Source organism: Candidatus Poribacteria bacterium (assembly GCA_009839745.1).
GTDB lineage: Bacteria > Poribacteria > WGA-4E > WGA-4E > WGA-3G > WGA-3G.
The window spans coordinates 1-19,046 of sequence record VXPE01000036.1; the positions used below are offsets into that span (position 1 = coordinate 1).

Consider the following 19,046-nt stretch of genomic DNA (forward strand, 5'->3'; position numbering starts at 1 on the left):
GACCGGGATTGAACCGGTGACCTCGTCCTTACCAAGGACGCGCTCTACCGACTGAGCTACATCGGCAAAGATAAAAAACACCAACAAGCGGGAGACGGGAATCGAACCCGCGACACATGGCTTGGAAGGCCAATGCTCTACCAGCTGAGCTACTCCCGCAGAAAAGAATAAAAACAGATGGGGGCAGATGGATTCGAACCACCGTAGGCATAGCCAACAGATTTACAGTCTGCCCTATTTGACCGCTCTAGCATACCCCCATTAAAAAAGCTGACGAGAGGAATCGAACCTCCAACCTAGTGATTACAAATCACTTGCTCTACCATTGAGCCACGTCAGCAGCACTTTTAATTATACCCGCTTTATTGGGAATTGTCAAGTGCCTTCATTTTTTTTGACGAGAGGTTGTTTGGGTAGGCACAATTTTCGGCATCGATGAGATTTAGAGACCTTCCTCACGTTCCTCTGGATCAGCATCGCCTTCGCGTGCGAGAAGTTCTTCATCAAATATATCACTACCGTCGTCTGAATCCTGCGAGTCGGTAAAAATTGAGGGTGTATTCTGAGCGGGTGCTTTGACCTCGCTTCTTTCAAAGTGAAGTTTCCCTTCAACTAACTCTTGTGTAGCAACGGCGACAGGTTTCTTCTTTTTATCTGCAGTGCTTGAAGGCGCAATAGGCAAACCATTTGCGTTTATATCTCTGGCACGTTTCGCGGCAACATTCACTGCGAGGTATTTATTTGATACGCGTTTCACCAAGTCCTCATTGTAAACGACTTCGCTCATTTTCGTCTCTCCTTGCTTAAATACAGAAATGCAGATTCAGAACAAACGTGTTACAATTATACCGAATTTTCTGTAAAAGTCAAATTAAAATGGCAGAAAAGTTGACAAACAGGTTATAAAGTGTTAGAATTGCAACATTAGATTTGGTATCAGTCTGTTTTATAGAATTAAGGAACCTCGTAAATGGATACAAACATCCAATCTATTCTTGAGAAATCGCTCGCGGGCGAACGGTTAGACTTTGATGACTGTCTGACGCTTTTCAAGAGCCACGATCTACTTGCGCTGGGGCACGCTGCGGATATTGTCCGACAACGCAAACATCCGGAAGGTTACGTCACGTATATTGTTGACCGAAATATCAACTATACCAATTGGTGTTATGTGGACTGCGATTTCTGTGCTTTTTACCGCCATCGTCAAGACCCTGACGCTTATGTTATGGAACGGGAAGAACTGGGGGAAAAGATACAGGAAACACTGGACCTTGGCGGTGAGTTGATTCTCATGCAAGGTGGATTGCATCCAAAACTTAAACTTGACTGGTACGAAGATCTCCTGCGTTGGATCAAAGCAAATTACCGCATCCATATCCACGGGTTTTCCCCACCAGAGTTGGACTGGTTTGCCAAGATAAACCGTATGTCGCTGCGAGAGATGCTTATCCGGTTGCGAGACGCTGGACTTGATTCGATCCCTGGAGGCGGTGCAGAGATTCTCACGGATCATGCCCGTAATGAGATTAGCCCTAAAAAATGCACGGCTGACGAATGGCTGGAGGTTATGCGTCAGGGACACTTGGTTGGTCTCCAGTCGAGCGCGACGATGATGTATGGGCATGTAGAGAGTTACGCCGAACGTGTTGAACACCTCGTCAGACTGCGTGATTTACAAGATGAGACGGGTGGATTCACAGCGTTTATTTGCTGGTCGTTTCAACCCACCAACACCGATATGGATCATATACCACCGGCAGGGAGTTTTGAATACCTCAAAACACTCGCTATTTCGCGATTGTTTCTGGATAACTTCGACAACTTTCAATCTTCATGGGTAACCCAAGGTCCGAAAATCGGACAATTATCGCTTAAATTCGGTGCGAATGATATGGGAGGCACAATGATAGAGGAGAACGTTGTCAGCAAAGCTGGAACGGTCTATTGCATGCCGATTGAAGAGATCGAACGCACGATAGCCGAGTTAGGTTATATCCCCAAACGCCGTAATTTTTTCTACGAACTCCTGAATTAACGATAATCCGGATGGATCCAGAGTTCACTCGCCTTTTTGCGTGCGGCGAACCAATTCAGATATGTTTCCCGTTTCTTTGCTTGAATGAGAGCCTGACGATGCCGTGCTTTCTCAGCCGGGTCCATTTGGAACGTTTCAATGTCAGGTGCTTCTCTCTCAATGAGTTGGACAATATAGACAGAATTGCTCCCTTTGAAGGGACCTCCAATCTCATCAACTTCCATCTGAAATGCGGCGAACATCGTTTCAGTCGAACTTCCCATACCGGCAATATAATCGCTATTTGGACTGAGCGCGAACAGGTTGCTTTCTTGGACAGAAAGTCGGTCTGTTGCTAAACTTTCAGGCGCGTCATACTTTTCCAGTAAGGCATCCAGTGATGTGGTGTCTGCCTGTTTATGAAACAGGTTTTGTGCATCCTCAAAGGCACGTTCCTTGGATTTTTCCGTTTTCAGATCGCTGAGGACCTGCGGTTTGATTTCTGAAAACGCTGGAATAGTTGCTGGTTTTTTTTCAAGAACGGTGGCAACAAAATAGGCTTCTATCTGTTCTCCATTAGATTTTTTCGCCTCAACAACCTTTATTACGTTCACTTCCATATCAAAGAGTTCTTCGATTAACCCTTGATACCCCCATCTTGCACCAATCTGCGGAATAGTTGTAACGTCGCGACTGAAGAACCCTGTTTCCAGTGCGATGAAGGAAAGTTCCTTGTATCTTTCAAGTGCAAGTGCCGCGTCATAGTCCTGAATTTCGATTTCATACAGAAGGTCGGACGCAACTTCTTTTGCCTCATCAACACCGCTGACTTGAACGAGTTTTTGCCGGATGTCGTATTGGACCTGGTCAAAAGGTTGAACCTCTGGTGCTCTCTTTTCCTCCAACTTGATGATGTGGAACCCAAATTGTGTTTCGACTAAACCGCTGACTTCTCCTGGTTCGAGGCTGTCAAAAGCTGTTTCCTCAAAGGGTTTGACCATGTCTCCACGTGCAAAGTAGTCTCCGGGTGGAAGTTTTGGGTTTCCACCCCTTAACGCGCCACCTTGAGCACCGGAAGGTCCCTCTGAATGGGTCCTTGCGAGTTCTGCGAAGTCCGCGCCCGCTGCAAGCTCTGCGTTGATAGTTTTGAGGAGTTCCTCTGCGGCAGTTTTGGTCTCCGCCTTTTGTTCGTCGGTTGCGTTATCAGGAAATTTTTTCAAGATATGGCGTGCTTTAACCACTTCGGGTGTTGTAAACTCCGCTTGGTTCTCCTCATAATGCGCAGCAATGTCTTCGTCTGAAACGAGATCGGCAGGATTTACCCTAATAAACTTTACATTCACCTGTTCTTCCGATTTATAGTTATCCCGATTTTTCTCAAAGTACGCCTCTGCTTCTGCTTCATCTACTTCAGTCGTTGCGGCATAATCACTATGCTTAAACTCAATAAATTTAACTTTTGCCTTGTCTGATTCAAGTCGATATGCTTGTTCTGCTTCAGTATCGGTTATCAACTCAAGTGATTGCACACTATCTCGGAGTGCAGCGGAACTGAGTTGTAAACGAATATTCTCCGTATAGAGGTCTGCTGCCCCGAACTGTTGGTAAAGATTGTACTGCTCGACTCGGGTGGTGTCGCTTCGGATATAGCGTTCTATTTCAGCAGGACCGATATCCACACTTCCAAGTATGGTTTGTTGTATCCATCGCTCAATGACTGACTTCTGCGTTTCCTCTCGGTCCAGTGCGCCGAATCTCTGGTTGCGTCTTTGAGTTTCCAAAGCATTAGCGACGGCACTCTCAAACTCTCCGCGCTTGACTTCTGAGTTATTAATTCTGAGAACGACTTCTCCTTCTGGATCTTCACCCCTGCCCTGCGTGTTGCTGTAGAGGAACACCGTCCCTGCAAGGAACACAATGGCGATTATCCACATAAAGAGTTGCGCAATAAATTTCTCGCGTAGAAAGATAATCATGTTTTACAAGGTTTCTCCTGTTTAGTTTCTATTATTTTCAGACCAAGGTGTTAATATTATACCCGTAACTCAACGAAATGTCAAATCAGGTCGCTGAAAATAGAGTGGATTTTGGGACTAAGAATAAAAATTTGCTAATTTTTGAAATTTACTATATACTAATTGGTAAATATCAAGGGTATTGCTTACAAGTGCTCACCAAAACTCAACAAAACACACGATGCAGATTCAGGATGCAACAGACTTTAGTTTGAAATATACCTTAGAATCCGGACAGTCGTTTCGATGGAATCGAATAGATGATGCCTATTACGGTGTCGTGGAGGGACGCATCCTCAAAATTTGGCAAGTAGGAACTACCTTACGTGTGGAGAGTTCTACCACCGAGGATAAGACTACCTTCGTCCCATTTCTCCGACACTATCTTGATCTTGATCGCGATGTTCCAAAGCTCCTCGCTGCAGTTGACAACGATGCGTATATGCATCGGGCGCTTGAGAAACTTTGGGGGATGCGCATTCTGAACCAAGAACTTTGGGAAACGGTGGCATCATTCATTTTATCTCAGAACAATAATATATCCCGGATTCGTGGGATTATCCGCAGGCTCTCCGAGCGTTTTGGTGAACAACTGACGTTTGGAGGTTACGTGGATTATAGTTTCCCAAGTCCAGAAGCACTCGGGGCTACAACAGAGGCAGAACTTCTCGCGTGTGGCACCGGCTACCGGGCGAGTTATCTTCGAGAAGCTGCGGCAGCAGTTGTGAGTGGTGAATTTGAACTCACGGCGGTGAAGGAGATGTCCTATCCTGAGGCGAAGCGCGAATTAATGCGCAGAAAAGGTATAGGTGAGAAAGTCGCCGATTGTGTCTGTCTATTTTCACTTGGGCATCTTGCAGCACTACCGATTGATGTTTGGATAAAACGAATCTTTGAGACACTTTATCTGCGCAGGCGTGCTACGTATCCTGAGATACGCGAGTTCGCGCATGGTTACTTCGGGGATAGCGTGGGGTACGCGCAACAGTACCTTTTTCACTACGTCCATGAATGTCAAGATTGGGCGGATGCTGAGCATCTATCACTGATTGAAACGAGTGTTACCGCTGCGGCGGAGAATCGCAAATCCGTCGCGAATTAATAAACATACCATTTTGGAGGAATTAATATGTCTGACGCATTAGAACAAAGTATTGTATCGCTGCTGGAGGAACGTGTTGAACTTGCGATTTCAACCGTTCAGGAATTAAGAGCAGACAAACTGGAACTGGAGGCTGAAATTGCCCGGCTCAACAGTGATTTACTGCAACGCGATGCACAGATTCAAGATCTTGAAGATCGTAATAGTAATCTTAGGGAGGAACTTGACTCAGAGCGTGCAACCGTTTCGGATGAACGATCAGAGATCCGCGAAAGACTTGAGGGTTTGATGGATGTTCTCGTTGCTTCAGATGAAAGTTCAGTAGATATAAACGATGAAATCACTTTTGAGGCAGCCCCTGATGAATCGGATGCGGATGTCTCTGAAGATGAGCCGTCAGTGAGCCCGAGAATCTTTGGGAGTGTTTAGGGACTTAATGACCCGTGCGTATCTTAGTCCTCTCTCATTCCTATATTATGAAGCCGTACCGACGAAAGTTCGCTCTCATCGCGGAACGTCCGGATGTCACATTACGGGTTGTCGTTCCTGCACGTTGGTATGAAAGTTTTCAAGATATTGTCTTTGAACCGGAGTTGGACACGCCGTGTGAAGAATTTCCATGTCCAATACGATTCTCGGGATACGGCAGTCGTTTTTACTACCGCCACGGTGTGAAGCCACACTTCCAAGATTTTCAACCGGATATTATCCACTTAGAAGAGGAGGCTTGGAGCCTTAATGCTCTACAGACAGTTCGGTTGAAACGCAAATATTGTCCAAACAGTCGTTTTATTTTTCGGACATCCCTGAGTATACCGACTAAACAGCGGTTTGGCTTTTTACCTGTGTGGATTGAACGCCGTGTTTTTCGAGAAACGGATAGAGCTTTCCCACTGAGTGTGAATGCTGGCAAGATCCTAACGCAACGCGGTTACACCGGACAGCAAACCCCGTTTCCGAACGGTGTTGATGTCCGGCATTTCTATAAAATGGATGTCAGCAAGTTGAAGACTTCATTGCAGCTCAGCGACTGTTTTGTCGTTGGTTACGTAGGTAGATTACTTCAGATGAAGGGAGTAGACACACTTCTTGAGGCTGTAGCGTCCCTTGTAAACCGAGATACGACGCGCACATATAAACTGCTAATCGTCGGACAAGGTGAGGATAAACCGCGTTTTCAAAAAACTGCTGAAACTCTTGGAATCTCTGGACATATTGTGTGGATAGACGCGGTGCCTCCTGAAGCGGTAGCCGCCTATATTAATTGTATGGATACACTGGTGCTGCCATCTCGAACAACACCCGGATGGGTAGAATTTTTCGGTAGGGTGCTTATCGAAGCAATGGCATGCGAAGTACCGGTCGTCGGTTCAAATTCCGGCGAAATTCCGCATGTGATTGATAACGCGGGACTTACCTTCCCTGAAGGCGATATGGAGACTTTGGCAGAACAGATACATCGCATCACACACGATGCGCGTCTTCGGAACGATTTAGTTGAAGGTGGGCTTAACCGCGTCAAGGACTTCACATGGGAAACGATTGCGGAACAGACTTATCAGGTATATCAGGAGTTGCTTGAAGGTGCTTCGTAAGTCGGCAACTGGAATCAAAGAAAGGGAGATGCCCCCGACTGGACTCGAACCAGTATGCCAATTAAGGCACAGGCCCTCAACCTGCTGTGTATACCAAATTCCACCACAGGGGCATTGTTATGATTAATTATACTTTACTCGGGTAGCGATGTCAAATTTTTTTGGGGAGGATAAAAAAGGAACGGTCGCGATTATCTCTCGCGATGTTTACAGTTTTTTGGACTACAAATATGGACCCTTCTACATTGGAAACCCTTGAACAACAATTATCCAATACGCTTGCAGGAGAGGTGCGCTTCGATTTGTATTCTAAGGCCCTCTATAGCACGGACGCGAGCCTCTACCAAATACAGCCGATAGGTGTTGTAATCCCGAAAGATAGCCAAGATGTTATTAAGACTGTGCAAATTGCGGCAGCACGCAATATTCCGATCCTCCCGCGCGGTGGCGGCACGAGTCTCGCTGGACAGAGTGTCGGTAAGGCAATCGTGTTGGACATGTCCAAATACATGAATCAACTCCTTGAGGTAAATGTCGCAGAGCGTTGGGCGCGCGTGCAACCCGGTATTGTCTTAGACGAACTGAACCATAAGTTAAAACCTCACGGTTTGATGTATGCCCCTGATGTCGCTACGAGCAGCCGAGCGAACGTCGGTGGCACCATTGGAAACAACTCCGCGGGTTCGCATTCCCTCATCTACGGTAAAACCATTGATCACGTCATGTCGCTTGATTTAGTGCTTTCCAACGCTGATGAAATCACAGCATCCCCCATTTCCATTGCAGAATTAGAGACTAAAAAACAGTGCAACACATTAGAGGCAAACATCTATCGTGAACTTTGCCGAGTGTGTGCGGACAACGAAGATGAGATCCGTAAACGCTATCCTCGTATCCTGCGTCGCGTTGCGGGTTACAATCTCGATGAGTTTATTCCAAATGCTGGTTCAAAAGAGGTTACACCTTATCGTCGTGATGGATGTGACGCAGACCATCCGTTTAGCTTGACGAAAATCCTCGTCGGCTCTGAAGGGACACTTGCAACGACGCTTGAGGCGACAATAAACCTCGTGCCGATTCCTAAATTGACCGCTTTGTGCGTTGTACACTTCGAGTCACTTGTCGGTTCCATGGAGGCGATGCAACCTATCTTGGAATGCAATCCGACTGCCGTAGAACTTATAGATAAGACTATCCTTGATATGGCGCGGGGTTCACTGGAATTTTCGCGGCTTACGACTTTTATACAAGGCGAACCTGCCGCACTGCTTGCTGTTGAATTTTACGGTGAAACTCAAGCGGAATTGGAGTCGCAGTTAGACAGGCTTGAAAAAACGCTGAAAAGTACTAGCTTCGGTTATGCATTCGTGCGCTGTTTTACCAGTGAGGAGAAGTCCCGCGTCTGGGAAACTCGGAAAGCAGGACTTGGCTTGTTAATGGGGATGAAGGGTGATGCGAAGCCGGTTGGTTTCGTCGAAGATGCCGCGGTGCCGATAGAGAACTTACCGGAATACGTCCGTAGATTTGATGAGATTGTTACATCACACGATACGACTGCTGCCTACTACGCGCACGCGAGCGTTGGATTATTACACAACCGTCCTATCGTCAATCTCAAATCTGAAACCGATATTCAGAAGATGCACGACATCGCCAGCGAGGTCCGAGACCTACTCATGGAATTAGACGGTGCGATGAGCGGTGAACATGGCGACGGTCTCGTCCGCAGTGAGTGGATAGAGAGCATGTTCGGTCCGCAGATATATCAAGCCCTCGCTGCAGTGAAAAAAGCGTTTGATCCGAACGGGATCATGAATCCGGGTAAAATCGTTGATGCACCCCTGATGACAGAAAATCTCCGCTTCGGGACAGACTATAACACCATTAAGGTTGATACTTACTTCGATTTTTCCAGTCAAGACGGATTTGGCGGAGCAATCGAAATGTGCAACGGTGTCGGTGCGTGTCGGAAAACACTGACAGGCACGATGTGCCCGTCTTTTATTGGGACACGCGAAGAGGAGCACTCGACACGTGGCCGTGCAAATGCGCTCCGATCCATTATTTCAGGTGCGTTGCCACATACGGAACTCACAAGTGAACGACTTCAAGAAGTATTAGACTTATGTCTGGGATGCAAAGCGTGTAAGGCGGAATGTCCATCAAATGTAGATATGGCGAAGATTAAGTATGAAGTCCTTGCACATTATCATAAAGCAAACGGTTTACCGTTGCACCGACGTTTGTTTGGTGAAATCGGTGCGCTCGCGCCTTTAGGCTCAATGTTCTCACCTTTCTCGAACTGGGCAGTCAATAACGGGTTTTCCAAATGGGTTGCCGAGAAACTCATCGGTGTTGATCGGCGGCGCGATATGCCGACTTTCGTGCGCCCTACCCATGAACAGTGGTTCCGAAAGCGGAAATCCCGACGAAGATCGGACAAAAAGGTGGTTCTTTTTTCGGATACCTTTATGAATTACAGCGAACCCTCTATCGGCAAAGCTGCGGTGGAATTGCTCGAAGCATGTGGCTTTGAAGTATTACTGCCGAAAAAAAAGTGTTGTGGACGCCCTCTTATCTCCGAGGGAATGCTTGACCGAGCCGTTGCGAATGCGAGTTACAATATTGACGCACTTCGCGGTTATGCTGACGCGGGAATTCCAATTGTCGGGTGTGAACCGAGTTGTACCTCTGCTATCACTGATGATTACGTCGAGTTAATCGGCACGCCTGCCGCGAAAGGTGTTGCTGAGGCGACTTGTTCGTTCGAGGAATTTCTTGTCCAACTTGCTGACAAGGGTGAATTGCCCTTGGAATTCTCGGTAGAACCGCGTGATGTATTGCTGCATGGACATTGTCATCAGCGAGCACTTGTCGGTACTCAGCCGACTGTGAAGATGTTAAGTTTGCCATCGGAACACAATGTCACTGTGATCGATTCGAGTTGTTGTGGCATGGCGGGTGCGTTCGGATACGAGAAGGCACACTATGACCTCTCTATGAAAATTGGCGAATTGAGACTTTTTGAGGCTGTTCGTGAGAAATCACCGGGTAGTTTTGCGTTGAGTGCTGCTGGCTTTTCTTGTAGACATCAACTGGAACATGGGACGGGTGTTCAACCGAAACACCCGATTGAAATCTTACATGAGGCGGCAAGGTAAAATCAAAAAAATGTCTAAGATTTATCAACCGCTTGACGATTTCAGGATCGTTGAATTACCAGAGAAACAGTTACCTTTTTGGAAAATTGCGGGTCCCGGTGCTATCTTGGTTGGTCTGTCTATTGGTGCGGGTGAGAGTGTGATTTGGCCTCTCATCGCTGCTGAATATGGCGGGAGCATGATCTGGGCGGCGGTACTCGGCGTATTCCTTCAACTCTGGATAAACTTTGAAGTCGGACGCTGGACGATCGCTACAGGCGAGACAGTGTATACGGGATACAACCGTATCTGGCGGGGCTTCGCCCCCTTGTTCATTCTCCTGACTGTGGTGGGTTGGATAGCACCCGGATGGGCACGGACATCGGGACTTGCGCTCAAAGCACTCATACTTGGACCCGGGGGTTGGGGTCCCGATACCTTTTGGACAATGGTAACATTTGCTGGGGTCGCGGTCATCCTTTTTGGACCCAAGATGATTTACCAATCCGTTGAACGGACGGTTGAGGTGCTCGTTGCCATTGTAACAATCGGGTTAATTCTGGTTGCCATCGCTGTCGGCTCAATGGAAACCTGGCAGAAACTCGGTTCTGGTTTGATAAATGTTGGATATATAGACCCAGGTATGTCGGTCAAAAAATTGTTCAGTGCGTTAGTTTTTGCAGGGGCAGGGGGAACAGCAAATCTCTTTTACACGTTCTATCTACGGGATAAAAACATCGGTATGGGTGCGCAGCTGCCAGGACTACAGAACCCGCTTCGAGGCAGGAGCGAAAAGGTGCCCGCGACAGGGTTTCTTTTTGAGGCGACGGCGGAAAACCGAAAACGCTTCACTGAATGGTGGCAATATGTGAAAAAAGATCAGATACTGTTCTTTTGGGCACTCAACACATTCACGATTCTGCTCTTTATTTTCGGTGCGCTCGCGGTTTTACATCCCCAAGGCATTGTCCCTGAACAAGGCAAACTTATCTACGACGAAGCACAGATATTAGGCGAAATCTGGGGCGTGGCGGGGCAGCGGATCTTCTTATTGGTTGGTGTTGCGACGCTTTTTGGCACGCAACTTGCCCTCGTTGATGGTGTGGCGCGTTCGGTTTCCGACATCATCTACACCAACTTCCGAGGGGCACAAAGACGAAACTTAAGCTGGTGGTATCTCCTGATTGCAGGCATCTGGATCGTCGGTGGGTGTGTCATCACTTTCGTTATGGAGCAGTTAAACGTCAGTGAATTAGGATTCCTCTTTAATGCAGCGTACATGGGCGGTTTCGCTATGGCGATTTATGTGCCGCTTACGCTTTACATGAACTACCGTTTTCTGCCTGATTTCGCAAAACCGAAACGGCTTTCTACCTTCATGATGGTTATCGCTTCATGTGTCTATATCGGGTTTGCGATTTCAAGTATTGTCTGGGAAGTTAAACAATTAATTGGAGGTTAGCATGGATTTGAAGGAGCGGAAAGCGTTTTTTGAAAAGGAAGGTTACCTCGTTTTTGAGAATCTGTTATCGGCAGCAGAAGTCGAAACCTGCCAAGCAGAGATCCACCGTTTGCATCAGTTTGCTGCAGGACAGGAGTCCGATCCTGAGAAGGAACGGGCAGCGGTCGCACGTCGGCACGTCCAGCAGGAACCGTTCGCCCAAGATGAAACACAAGGGAATAATTTACCTGTGCTGCGGAAGGCAGAAAATACGCGTCAGTACTCCGATGTATTTCGGGACCTCGCACAACATCCGAAACTCATTAGCGTTGTTCAAGAACTGATTGGAACAGAAGACTTATTGCTTTTTAGAAGCACACTGATGTTCAAACCGGCGTTTCATGGCTCTTCGCATGGATTGCACCAAGATTCGGCGTATTGGCCCATGGAACCCCCGAGCCTTGTTACCGTGAGTATTGCCCTCAATGACGCTACAGTCGAAAACGGTTGTTTCAAGGTAATTCCAAGAAGCCACCACTGGGGAATGCAGTCGTGGGGACATATCGCACGTCAGCAGGATGCAGCACTGACTGATCGGGAGGAAGTCTCGGAACAACAACTGGACGTTCCACTTTCTGCGGGAAGTGCTCTATTTTTCCACAGTTTAATGGTCCACGGTTCTGGACCAAACACCACGCCTCATCCTCGGAACACGGCGTTGTATGCTTACTTTTCGCCGCAGGTCCGGTATGTGCCGAAAGATGGCAAGCCGGGGAACAAAACATTTCCGGTGGTTGCGGGACTCAGTGGCAAAACAGAACTGACGCTTGTCGCCCAAACATAGGAAGTTTTCGAGTAGAAATTCCACATTTTACGGAGGGCTATACTGCTATCCCTATGGACGAAATTACCCAAGATGTTTCGGAAGAAAAAAATCGCCAGATGCCTGTTATCAGAAAACAGGACAGGGCGGAAGTCGTACCTGTGAAACCTAATGCCCTTGCTGTTTATGAGGAACAACAGGAATCTGATCGTGAAAAAAAAGGGTTCTTCGGGAAATCAGGTCGAAAGTCGGTATTGTCCGGCGAACAACTGACGCAGTTAATTCAAGAGAACATTCAGGCACTTCCTGAACACGAAGGACAATTCTTACGTGCGATCTTCGCCTTGAAAACATTGACGGTGCAGGAGGTGATGGTTCCGTTGTCAGAGATAGTTCCGTTAATAGTGGGATCGCCATGTTCTGAGATTCCAAAGTATTATCGCGCCTCGAGTTATCGTTACATCCCTGTTTATAACGAACGTGTTGATTGGTTGATTGGCATCGTTGATGCCATGGAAATCGCCACAACCGAACAACAGGACCAGGATTTAGCGATATTTGTAAAGGAGACGCGTTATGTTCCTGCACTGAAGTCCGCCTTAGATTTACTAAACGAGTTGAGGCACTCCGAGGTCCCTATAGCGATAGTGGTTAATGAACACGGAAGTTGCATAGGTATCGTAGAATTAATAGACATTTTGGAAAAGATTGTCGGAGACATAGCGACAAACCGGAAGCGGGAGACCCCTCGCGTGGAGCAACTCGAGCAGAACGAGTGGCGGATTGATGCGCGCGTGTTAATTCCTGAAGTGAATACGGCATTGGATACTGATATTCCAAGGGATCGGTGTGATACCATTGGTGGCTTTATCCTCATGTTGCTCGGTCGCCTACCAGAACCAGGCGAAACAATTGCATACGAAAACCTCGAATTCACTGTAGACGAAGTCTTCAAATATCGCATTTCTGCGATCCGTATCCTGAAAAAAACCGAGCAACACACTAATCAATGAGGTCAGGACGGACGCAATTTTGACGATAGGAGGCTCCATTATGCAACTGAAACGTTCTCGCCGCCACATTTTCAAAAGAACGCGTATCCGAGCATTAATTGTGTGGTATCTCATTCTACTCGGGACTATCATCATTCTTGTCTGGAAAATGCCAGCGATTGTTTCGCGTTTGTAATGGTAAAATTTTTTGACAAAAATACCACCTCATCGCATTCTAAACGTTTTTTACTTGATTTGGTTACGTTTGCGCGGTATTTTATTTATAAACCAAGTTGCTATTGACAAGATTTTCGAGAGATAGACATCTTTTGCGTTGGAATCAGTTCAAAAGCGGAGTGGATTTCGCAGCATCGGAGACAGTCCGAGAAGCGAAAGAACAAAGGAGGATTTATTGGATGTATACGCTTATCTTAATGTCAACTCGCAAGAATTCGGTGCGCCAGTACACCATTAACCGAGGACATATATTGCTTTTCGCTTGTGTTCTTGTCCTCCTATGTGTTGCGGGGATCGGAGGTGTAAACTACGGACTTTTTCAAAAGGATCAGAGAATTAGTGCTGAAGAGCAGTTACAAGCAAGCACAACCAAGAAAATTGAAGAAATCACACAGGCAAAACTCACGGTTGAATCGGAACTCGCTGCCCTTAATGAGGAGATGGCAGATATCCATGAGATGATAGAACACATTCGGCAAGCTTTAGGGATATTGGGTCAAGGTGGCGGGGAGAATAGTATTGCTGGGGACTTCAAAGGGGCTGAGGGCTTAAATGAGACTCAGCAGGAAAACGTATCAGGGATTGGTAACATCGCAGAGGATACACACGAACAACAGCAAGCCTTAACAGTGAGTCTCCTGAAGCAGAAAGTTCTGAGCCTCTATAACTATGTCAGCGAACATCAAAAACAGCTTGACGAATATCCTTCGATTCTACCCATCAAACTTCAACAAGAAAACGGAAAGATATACACTTATTGGTATTCTTCTGGTTTTGGATGGCGGATGCATCCGTTGACGAAGCAACGCGAATTTCACCAAGGTCTTGATATAAAAGCGCAAGAAGGGGTTCCTGTCATTGCTGCTGCTGCTGGTACAATTGTGGAAGTCAAACAGAAGGGGTATTTAGGAAAAACGATCGAGATCGAGCACCTGAGATCACAGATGAAAACGTTGTATGCCCATTTGCAAGATTACGCGGAGGATCTCAAAGTGGGAGAGCAAGTGACACGCGGTCAACTGATAGGCTACGTCGGGAACACCGGCCGTAGCACTGGCGCACACCTTCATTACGGCATTTATAGTGAGCAAAAAGAGCAGTGGGTAAACCCAATAAAATATATTTTAGATCAGCAACCAGTGATTTCACCGTAACCGCATGCCTTGCGTATGCCTCCGCGTGAAAAAGGAGCAGGAAATATATGTCTTATTTAGAACCCCTCGGACGTTGCAGCACACATCTCGTGACGTGGGGGATTGTATTATGTCTTTTGGCACTGCCAACGGTCCTATTCGCACAAGACGAACTTATCATTATCTCACCACACCCCGAGGGTATTGAGACAGAGTTTGGAAACAATTTCGAGAAGTGGTATGAGAAACAAACGGGTAGAACCGTCAAAACCGATTGGCGAGATGTGGGGGGAACCTCCTCCAACTATCGGTTCATCGAATCGGAGTTTAAGCGTGTGCCAGATGGTATCGGTATTGATATTTTCTTTGGCGGTGGGACTGACAATTATCTCCGTCTTTCAAACAACGGTTGGTTAAACACCTACAAACTCTCCGAGACACAACTTGCGCAGCTGACGCAATCGTTTCAAGGTATCCCGCTCTACGATGCCGAATATCAGTGGTACGGTGCAGCGTTATCGAGTTTCGGCATCATGCACAATGAGGAGCTGCGTGAAATGCTGAGTCTCCCGAAAGTCAAGACATGGCGGGATTTGGGGGATGTCGCATTGCTCGGTAAAATTGGTGCCGCCGACCCAAGAGAGAGTGGCTCAGCACACATGGTGTATGAGATTATCCTTCAAACGCTCGGATGGGAAGAAGGGTTCGCACTCCTGACGAAACTTGGGGGTAATGTTCGCGGTTTCTCCGCTGGTGCGAACGCTATTCCGACAGATGTCGTCGCCGGACAGGTCATTTATGGACTCGCAATTGACTTTTACGCGTACGGTCAAATCGCCGTTGTCGGGGCGGACAAAATCCAATATGTTGTTCCAGCGGATGGCGCAGTGGTCACTGCTGATCCTATTGCCATCCTCAAAGGTGCCCCGAATTTGTCTGTTGCTCAAAAGTTTCTTGAGTTTGTTTTATCGGAAGACGCACAGAAACTTTGGATGCTCCGCGACACCGACTCGGAGGGCCCCAAATGGAAGGGTGGTTTAAACCGCGCGAGTGTGCTACCAGCACTTTACGATAAATTAGGCGAACGCTGTATTGTCCCAAATCCATTTGCGATGGAAGGAACCCCCTTCCAATATAACTCAGATAAAGGGGGGACCCGATGGAATATCGTTAACGATCTCTTCGGTGTTTTAATTATTGATTCGCATAAGGATCTCGTTAACGCATGGAAGGCAATCCGGAAGTGTAAGGACCCGGCGAAACGTGACGCAGCGATTGCGGCTTTAACGAAGATGCCGATCACCGAAGAAGAAGCGATGAATCTGGCACGTAGCGACTGGAAGGATCCGACTGTCCGCAACGAAAAAATCAAGGACTGGGGACAATTCGCCAAAGAAAAGTTCAAAGAGGCACGAGATCTGGCAAAATAGTCTTATCGTCCTTTTCGTCTTTAGTGTAAGTCAAGACTGATTTGATGAATAAATTCGGACGTGACTGTAGATGAGACGCGAGTGTCGCCTCCAGGGGAGCGTTCACGCTGCTGGGTGGACGGTGTAACACTGGGTTCGCTTTATGGCTCAATCCCAGCGGCAAGGAGGGTAACATAGACCGTGCCTTCAGGTTCAGGATCATCGTCTCTGTAGGTCAGTCCAAAGATGAGGGAATTTTTGGGGAAAAGGTTTAAAAATATTGTCTGAATAGGGAATTCAGGAGATGACGCTTGTTGTAGCGAATCTTTCATCTCCGCCGTGATGCTATATCAAATCCTACGGCAGCGACAAGCACGATCCCTTTAATTATGTCTTGCCATGAGGCATCCATGTTCGCCATGCTCATCCCGTTGTTGAGGCTTTCCATAACGAACGCGCCTAAAATTGCCCCGAAGATGCTCCCGCGTCCCCCCATCAAACTGGCACCGCCAATCACACACGCAGCGATGGCATCCAATTCCAACAACCGTCCCGCTTCTGGACTGGCACTCCCGACCCGTGCTGTCATCACAACACCAGCGATCGCCATTAAAGCCCCCATGGTTCCAAACACCCGCAGCGTAATCCCGCGGACGTTGATCCCGGAGAGGTACGCCGCCTCCGAATTTCCACCGACCGCGTACACATAACGCCCAAAACGGGTGTGGTTGGCGATAAAATGGAATATGAACGCTAATCCAAATAGAATGCAGACTGGAAACGGAATCCCTTTGTGAGCATTCATCACGGAGATGAACGCTACAATGAGGGCAGATGTTCCGATTACTTTCAATAGGAAAGTTCGCAAGGATGTCTGCTCAGTCCCGTATTGCAGCTGGGCGGTTCGCTGTCGGTAAAAGCGATACCCGTTGATACCCAAGCCAAGGACCATGAGTCCCCATCCGAGTCCTGACGAAAGATAGGCGTTCCCAATTGCTTTGAGCCAATTGTCTGGAAGGAGGATGGTCTCACCTTTGGTGAAGGCTAACATCAAACCGCGATACGCCAAAAATCCGCCCAATGTGACGATAAACGCAGGGATTCGCTGATACGCCACGAGATACCCCTGCATCACCCCCATCAGAACCCCGATGCATAAGACAGCGATGAGTGTCACGAAGATCGATTGTCCCCACCACACATGGACAATCGCCGCAATGGCACCGAGCAATCCAGCACCGTAACCGACAGAGAGATCGATATTCGCAGAAACGATGACCAAGGTCATGCCGACGGCGAGGATGGCGGTGACTGCGGCTTGGCGGGAGAGATTGGATAGGTTCCGAGTGCTGAGGAAGGTGCCGCCAGTCAGGAGTGTGAAAATCACCCAAACACAGACGAGGGCAAACACCATCGCATACATGCGGAGATTTAGGTGTTTCATGTGTCAGGAATCACTCCTGCTTAGGTGAAAGCCGAATCCATGTTTCAAGGGCGGCAGTATCTTCAAAAAATGAACGGATGAGGGCAAATTCGTCGGGGGTTGAGATCGCACAGCGTAGAAGTCCTTCCCGGGAACCGTAAGTCTCCAGCTGCTCAAGCCAGATTTTACGAAATACCTCTGTATCCAGTGGAGCCATACCACTCGGGACCGCACCAATCTTCATGACTTTAATCGCATCGGAAGTGGACATTTTTGATGAATACGTATCCATTAACGGATCAATCAGGTGTATCTTCATGAATGCTTCCATCTCTTCGGAATCGGACGTGATGTCCGGTTCGTTCACGATCAGTTCTCGGAGTTCAAAATAAAAGTCCACACAGATTCGGATTTGCTCATCCGTTGCCTCTGGCGGAAGAATTTCTTTAAGCGCAAATAGGGTAGTCGATTTCTGTTCGGTAGTAGGGACCGCGGTAAGATAGGTTGGGTAATCTTTATGGGCTGTGCCGACCTGCCTTTCCAGATACGTCAAATACGGTTGACTCGACAAAACCACATCCAAACCCTCCTTTTCTTCAAGAAGTTGTGTTAAGAGCTTTTCTTGGCGTTCCGTTAAAGGCTCTTCCGCAGATTCTATCAAGAACGTTTCTCGTTCCTTAAGTTGTGCCACCATATCCTTCATGAATCCTGCCATTTCAAAGGTATGCTTTATCGCACAACTGGAAAACACAGCCAGCATCGGAAAGAGGAGAAAAAGATAGCGGAGAGAATTTTTCTTTAGGTTTCTGCACATTGTAGCGACTAATCGGTTGTTTGGTTCCATGGGAGCCCTTATGGATACGGGTTAAGGTGTAAAGAGTTTTTGGAAGTTTTTTGTCGTTGTTTCACCGATTGTTTCCATAGTGGTGTTGCGGAGTTCCGCAATCTTTTCTGCTACGGCGCGGACATAAGCAGGCTCATTCCGCTTTCCTCGTCGAAATTGCGGGGTCAGCCACGGACAATCGGTCTCTATCAGGAGTTTATCCGCTGGCACTTCTTGCGCGACTGCTTGGACATCTTTGGCATTCGGGTATGTTACAATCCCCCCGATACCGATATGAAAACCGATAGCGAGACTTCTGCGCATTAATTCAACATCCCCAGTAAAGCAGTGCAACACGCCTCGGATTTTCCCCTGCCGTGCTTCTAAAATGGGGAGGATGTCCATATAGGCATCGCGATTGTGGATGACAATGGGCAGCTGCAACTCTTCGGCGAGGTCCAACTGTTTTTCAAACGCCTCTTTTTGCACGGGACGCGGCGAGAGGTTGCGGTAATAGTCTAATCCCATTTCGCCGAGTGCAATCACTTTCGGATGTGCGGCAAGTTCACGAAAAGTCTTTAGTGTATCGTCGGTTAGATCCTTTGCATCGTGTGGATGCATGCCGACGGTGGCATAGATATGCGTATGCTGCTCCGCCAACTCGATAGCACCGAGGCTGGTCTCCATGTCAAACCCTATCGCAAGAATATGGGAGACTGAGACTTCGTGGGCGCGTTTTAGGACTGCGTCGCGATGACGGTTAAATTGGGAGAGTTGGATGTGTGCGTGAGAGTCGATAAACATTTTTTAATTATACCTTGCGGTTCGGTTAGGTCAATTGGGTGGATAACGCTGCTCTGCGTATATCCGCTCTCCACTTCGTTACGAGCTACAGG

The 19,046-nt window shown here is 47.6% G+C and carries 15 protein-coding genes and 5 tRNA genes; 10 read left to right on the forward strand and 10 right to left on the reverse strand.

The genetic code is table 11. The features are described from left to right. The 5 genes from F4X88_04915 to rpoZ all read right to left on the reverse strand — a co-directional run bounded on the left by F4X88_04915 (position 1) and on the right by rpoZ (position 787). Positions 1–58 (reverse strand) — tRNA-Thr (locus tag F4X88_04915). A gap of 28 nt (positions 59–86) precedes the next feature. Then, positions 87–159, reverse strand: a tRNA-Gly gene (locus F4X88_04920). A 19-nt stretch (positions 160–178) separates the two neighbouring features. Further along, positions 179–260 (reverse strand) — tRNA-Tyr (locus F4X88_04925). An 8-nt stretch (positions 261–268) separates the two neighbouring features. After that, positions 269–340 (reverse strand) — tRNA-Thr (locus tag F4X88_04930). Between the two features lie 102 nt (positions 341–442). Continuing rightward, positions 443–787, reverse strand: a complete 345-nt coding sequence (gene rpoZ, locus F4X88_04935) for a DNA-directed RNA polymerase subunit omega (protein ID MYA55619.1) — start codon at positions 785–787, stop codon at positions 443–445. A 183-nt stretch (positions 788–970) separates the two neighbouring features. Between rpoZ and mqnC the strand changes: the two genes are divergently transcribed. After that, positions 971–2,038: a dehypoxanthine futalosine cyclase gene (gene mqnC, locus F4X88_04940; GenBank protein ID MYA55620.1), complete on the forward strand. Its 1,068-nt coding sequence runs from the start codon at positions 971–973 to the stop codon at positions 2,036–2,038. Here the strand turns inward: mqnC and F4X88_04945 are convergent. Beyond that, positions 2,035–3,993: a hypothetical protein gene (locus tag F4X88_04945; GenBank protein ID MYA55621.1), complete on the reverse strand. Its 1,959-nt coding sequence runs from the start codon at positions 3,991–3,993 to the stop codon at positions 2,035–2,037. The genes mqnC and F4X88_04945 overlap by 4 nt on opposite strands. A gap of 220 nt (positions 3,994–4,213) precedes the next feature. Here F4X88_04945 and F4X88_04950 point away from each other — a divergent pair, with 220 nt between their 5' ends. From F4X88_04950 to F4X88_04960, 3 genes are read left to right on the forward strand one after another with little or no spacing between them, the layout of a single operon-like run. Further along, positions 4,214–5,134, forward strand: coding sequence for a hypothetical protein (locus F4X88_04950; GenBank protein MYA55622.1), 921 nt, complete (start codon positions 4,214–4,216; stop codon positions 5,132–5,134). A 27-nt stretch (positions 5,135–5,161) separates the two neighbouring features. Then, the gene (locus F4X88_04955) at positions 5,162–5,563 is read left to right on the forward strand and encodes a hypothetical protein (GenBank protein MYA55623.1); all 402 of its coding nucleotides are present in this window, start codon (positions 5,162–5,164) and stop codon (positions 5,561–5,563) included. A gap of 14 nt (positions 5,564–5,577) precedes the next feature. Next, entirely contained in the window at positions 5,578–6,729 is a 1,152-nt protein-coding gene (locus F4X88_04960) for a glycosyltransferase (protein MYA55624.1), read from the forward strand. Between the two features lie 29 nt (positions 6,730–6,758). On the opposite strand, the gene F4X88_04965 is transcribed toward F4X88_04960, so the two are convergent. After that, positions 6,759–6,842, reverse strand: a tRNA-Leu gene (locus F4X88_04965). A 117-nt stretch (positions 6,843–6,959) separates the two neighbouring features. Here F4X88_04965 and F4X88_04970 point away from each other — a divergent pair. From F4X88_04970 to F4X88_04995, 6 genes are all read left to right on the forward strand, one after another. Next, complete coding sequence (locus F4X88_04970; protein MYA55625.1) at positions 6,960–9,890, forward strand: FAD-binding protein; 2,931 nt, start codon at positions 6,960–6,962, stop codon at positions 9,888–9,890. A 10-nt stretch (positions 9,891–9,900) separates the two neighbouring features. Next, complete coding sequence (locus tag F4X88_04975; protein MYA55626.1) at positions 9,901–11,331, forward strand: hypothetical protein; 1,431 nt, start codon at positions 9,901–9,903, stop codon at positions 11,329–11,331. Between the two features lies 1 nt (position 11,332). Further along, entirely contained in the window at positions 11,333–12,154 is an 822-nt protein-coding gene (locus F4X88_04980) for a phytanoyl-CoA dioxygenase family protein (GenBank protein ID MYA55627.1), read from the forward strand. A 53-nt stretch (positions 12,155–12,207) separates the two neighbouring features. After that, positions 12,208–13,146: a CBS domain-containing protein gene (locus F4X88_04985; protein MYA55628.1), complete on the forward strand. Its 939-nt coding sequence runs from the start codon at positions 12,208–12,210 to the stop codon at positions 13,144–13,146. Positions 13,147–13,541: 395 nt separating this feature from the next. Then, positions 13,542–14,516, forward strand: coding sequence for a M23 family metallopeptidase (locus F4X88_04990; protein MYA55629.1), 975 nt, complete (start codon positions 13,542–13,544; stop codon positions 14,514–14,516). Positions 14,517–14,563: 47 nt separating this feature from the next. Continuing rightward, entirely contained in the window at positions 14,564–15,925 is a 1,362-nt protein-coding gene (locus tag F4X88_04995) for an extracellular solute-binding protein (protein MYA55630.1), read from the forward strand. Positions 15,926–16,232: 307 nt separating this feature from the next. On the opposite strand, the gene F4X88_05000 is transcribed toward F4X88_04995, so the two are convergent. The 3 genes from F4X88_05000 to F4X88_05010 are packed head-to-tail and all read right to left on the reverse strand — an operon-like array spanning position 16,233 to position 18,954. Continuing rightward, entirely contained in the window at positions 16,233–17,348 is a 1,116-nt protein-coding gene (locus tag F4X88_05000) for a sugar ABC transporter permease (protein MYA55631.1), read from the reverse strand. A gap of 10 nt (positions 17,349–17,358) precedes the next feature. After that, positions 17,359–18,171, reverse strand: coding sequence for a hypothetical protein (locus F4X88_05005; GenBank protein MYA55632.1), 813 nt, complete (start codon positions 18,169–18,171; stop codon positions 17,359–17,361). Between the two features lie 21 nt (positions 18,172–18,192). Beyond that, on the reverse strand, positions 18,193–18,954 hold the full coding sequence (locus F4X88_05010; GenBank protein MYA55633.1) for a TatD family deoxyribonuclease: 762 nt from the start codon (positions 18,952–18,954) through the stop codon (positions 18,193–18,195). Between the last annotated feature and the right edge of the window lie 92 nt (positions 18,955–19,046).

Bases quoted from the DNA above. Each gene is read 5' to 3' on its own strand.
- rpoZ (MYA55619.1), bottom strand. From the start codon at position 787: ATGAGCGAAGTCGTTTACAATGAGGACTTGGTGAAACGCGTATCAAAT.
- mqnC (MYA55620.1), top strand. From the start codon at position 971: ATGGATACAAACATCCAATCTATTCTTGAGAAATCGCTCGCGGGCGAA.
- F4X88_04945 (MYA55621.1), bottom strand. From the start codon at position 3,993: ATGATTATCTTTCTACGCGAGAAATTTATTGCGCAACTCTTTATGTGG.
- F4X88_04950 (MYA55622.1), top strand. From the start codon at position 4,214: ATGCAGATTCAGGATGCAACAGACTTTAGTTTGAAATATACCTTAGAA.
- F4X88_04955 (MYA55623.1), top strand. From the start codon at position 5,162: ATGTCTGACGCATTAGAACAAAGTATTGTATCGCTGCTGGAGGAACGT.
- F4X88_04970 (MYA55625.1), top strand. From the start codon at position 6,960: ATGGACCCTTCTACATTGGAAACCCTTGAACAACAATTATCCAATACG.
- F4X88_04975 (MYA55626.1), top strand. From the start codon at position 9,901: ATGTCTAAGATTTATCAACCGCTTGACGATTTCAGGATCGTTGAATTA.
- F4X88_04980 (MYA55627.1), top strand. From the start codon at position 11,333: ATGGATTTGAAGGAGCGGAAAGCGTTTTTTGAAAAGGAAGGTTACCTC.
- F4X88_04985 (MYA55628.1), top strand. From the start codon at position 12,208: ATGGACGAAATTACCCAAGATGTTTCGGAAGAAAAAAATCGCCAGATG.
- F4X88_04990 (MYA55629.1), top strand. From the start codon at position 13,542: ATGTATACGCTTATCTTAATGTCAACTCGCAAGAATTCGGTGCGCCAG.
- F4X88_04995 (MYA55630.1), top strand. From the start codon at position 14,564: ATGTCTTATTTAGAACCCCTCGGACGTTGCAGCACACATCTCGTGACG.
- F4X88_05000 (MYA55631.1), bottom strand. From the start codon at position 17,348: ATGAAACACCTAAATCTCCGCATGTATGCGATGGTGTTTGCCCTCGTC.
- F4X88_05005 (MYA55632.1), bottom strand. From the start codon at position 18,171: ATGGAACCAAACAACCGATTAGTCGCTACAATGTGCAGAAACCTAAAG.
- F4X88_05010 (MYA55633.1), bottom strand. From the start codon at position 18,954: ATGTTTATCGACTCTCACGCACACATCCAACTCTCCCAATTTAACCGT.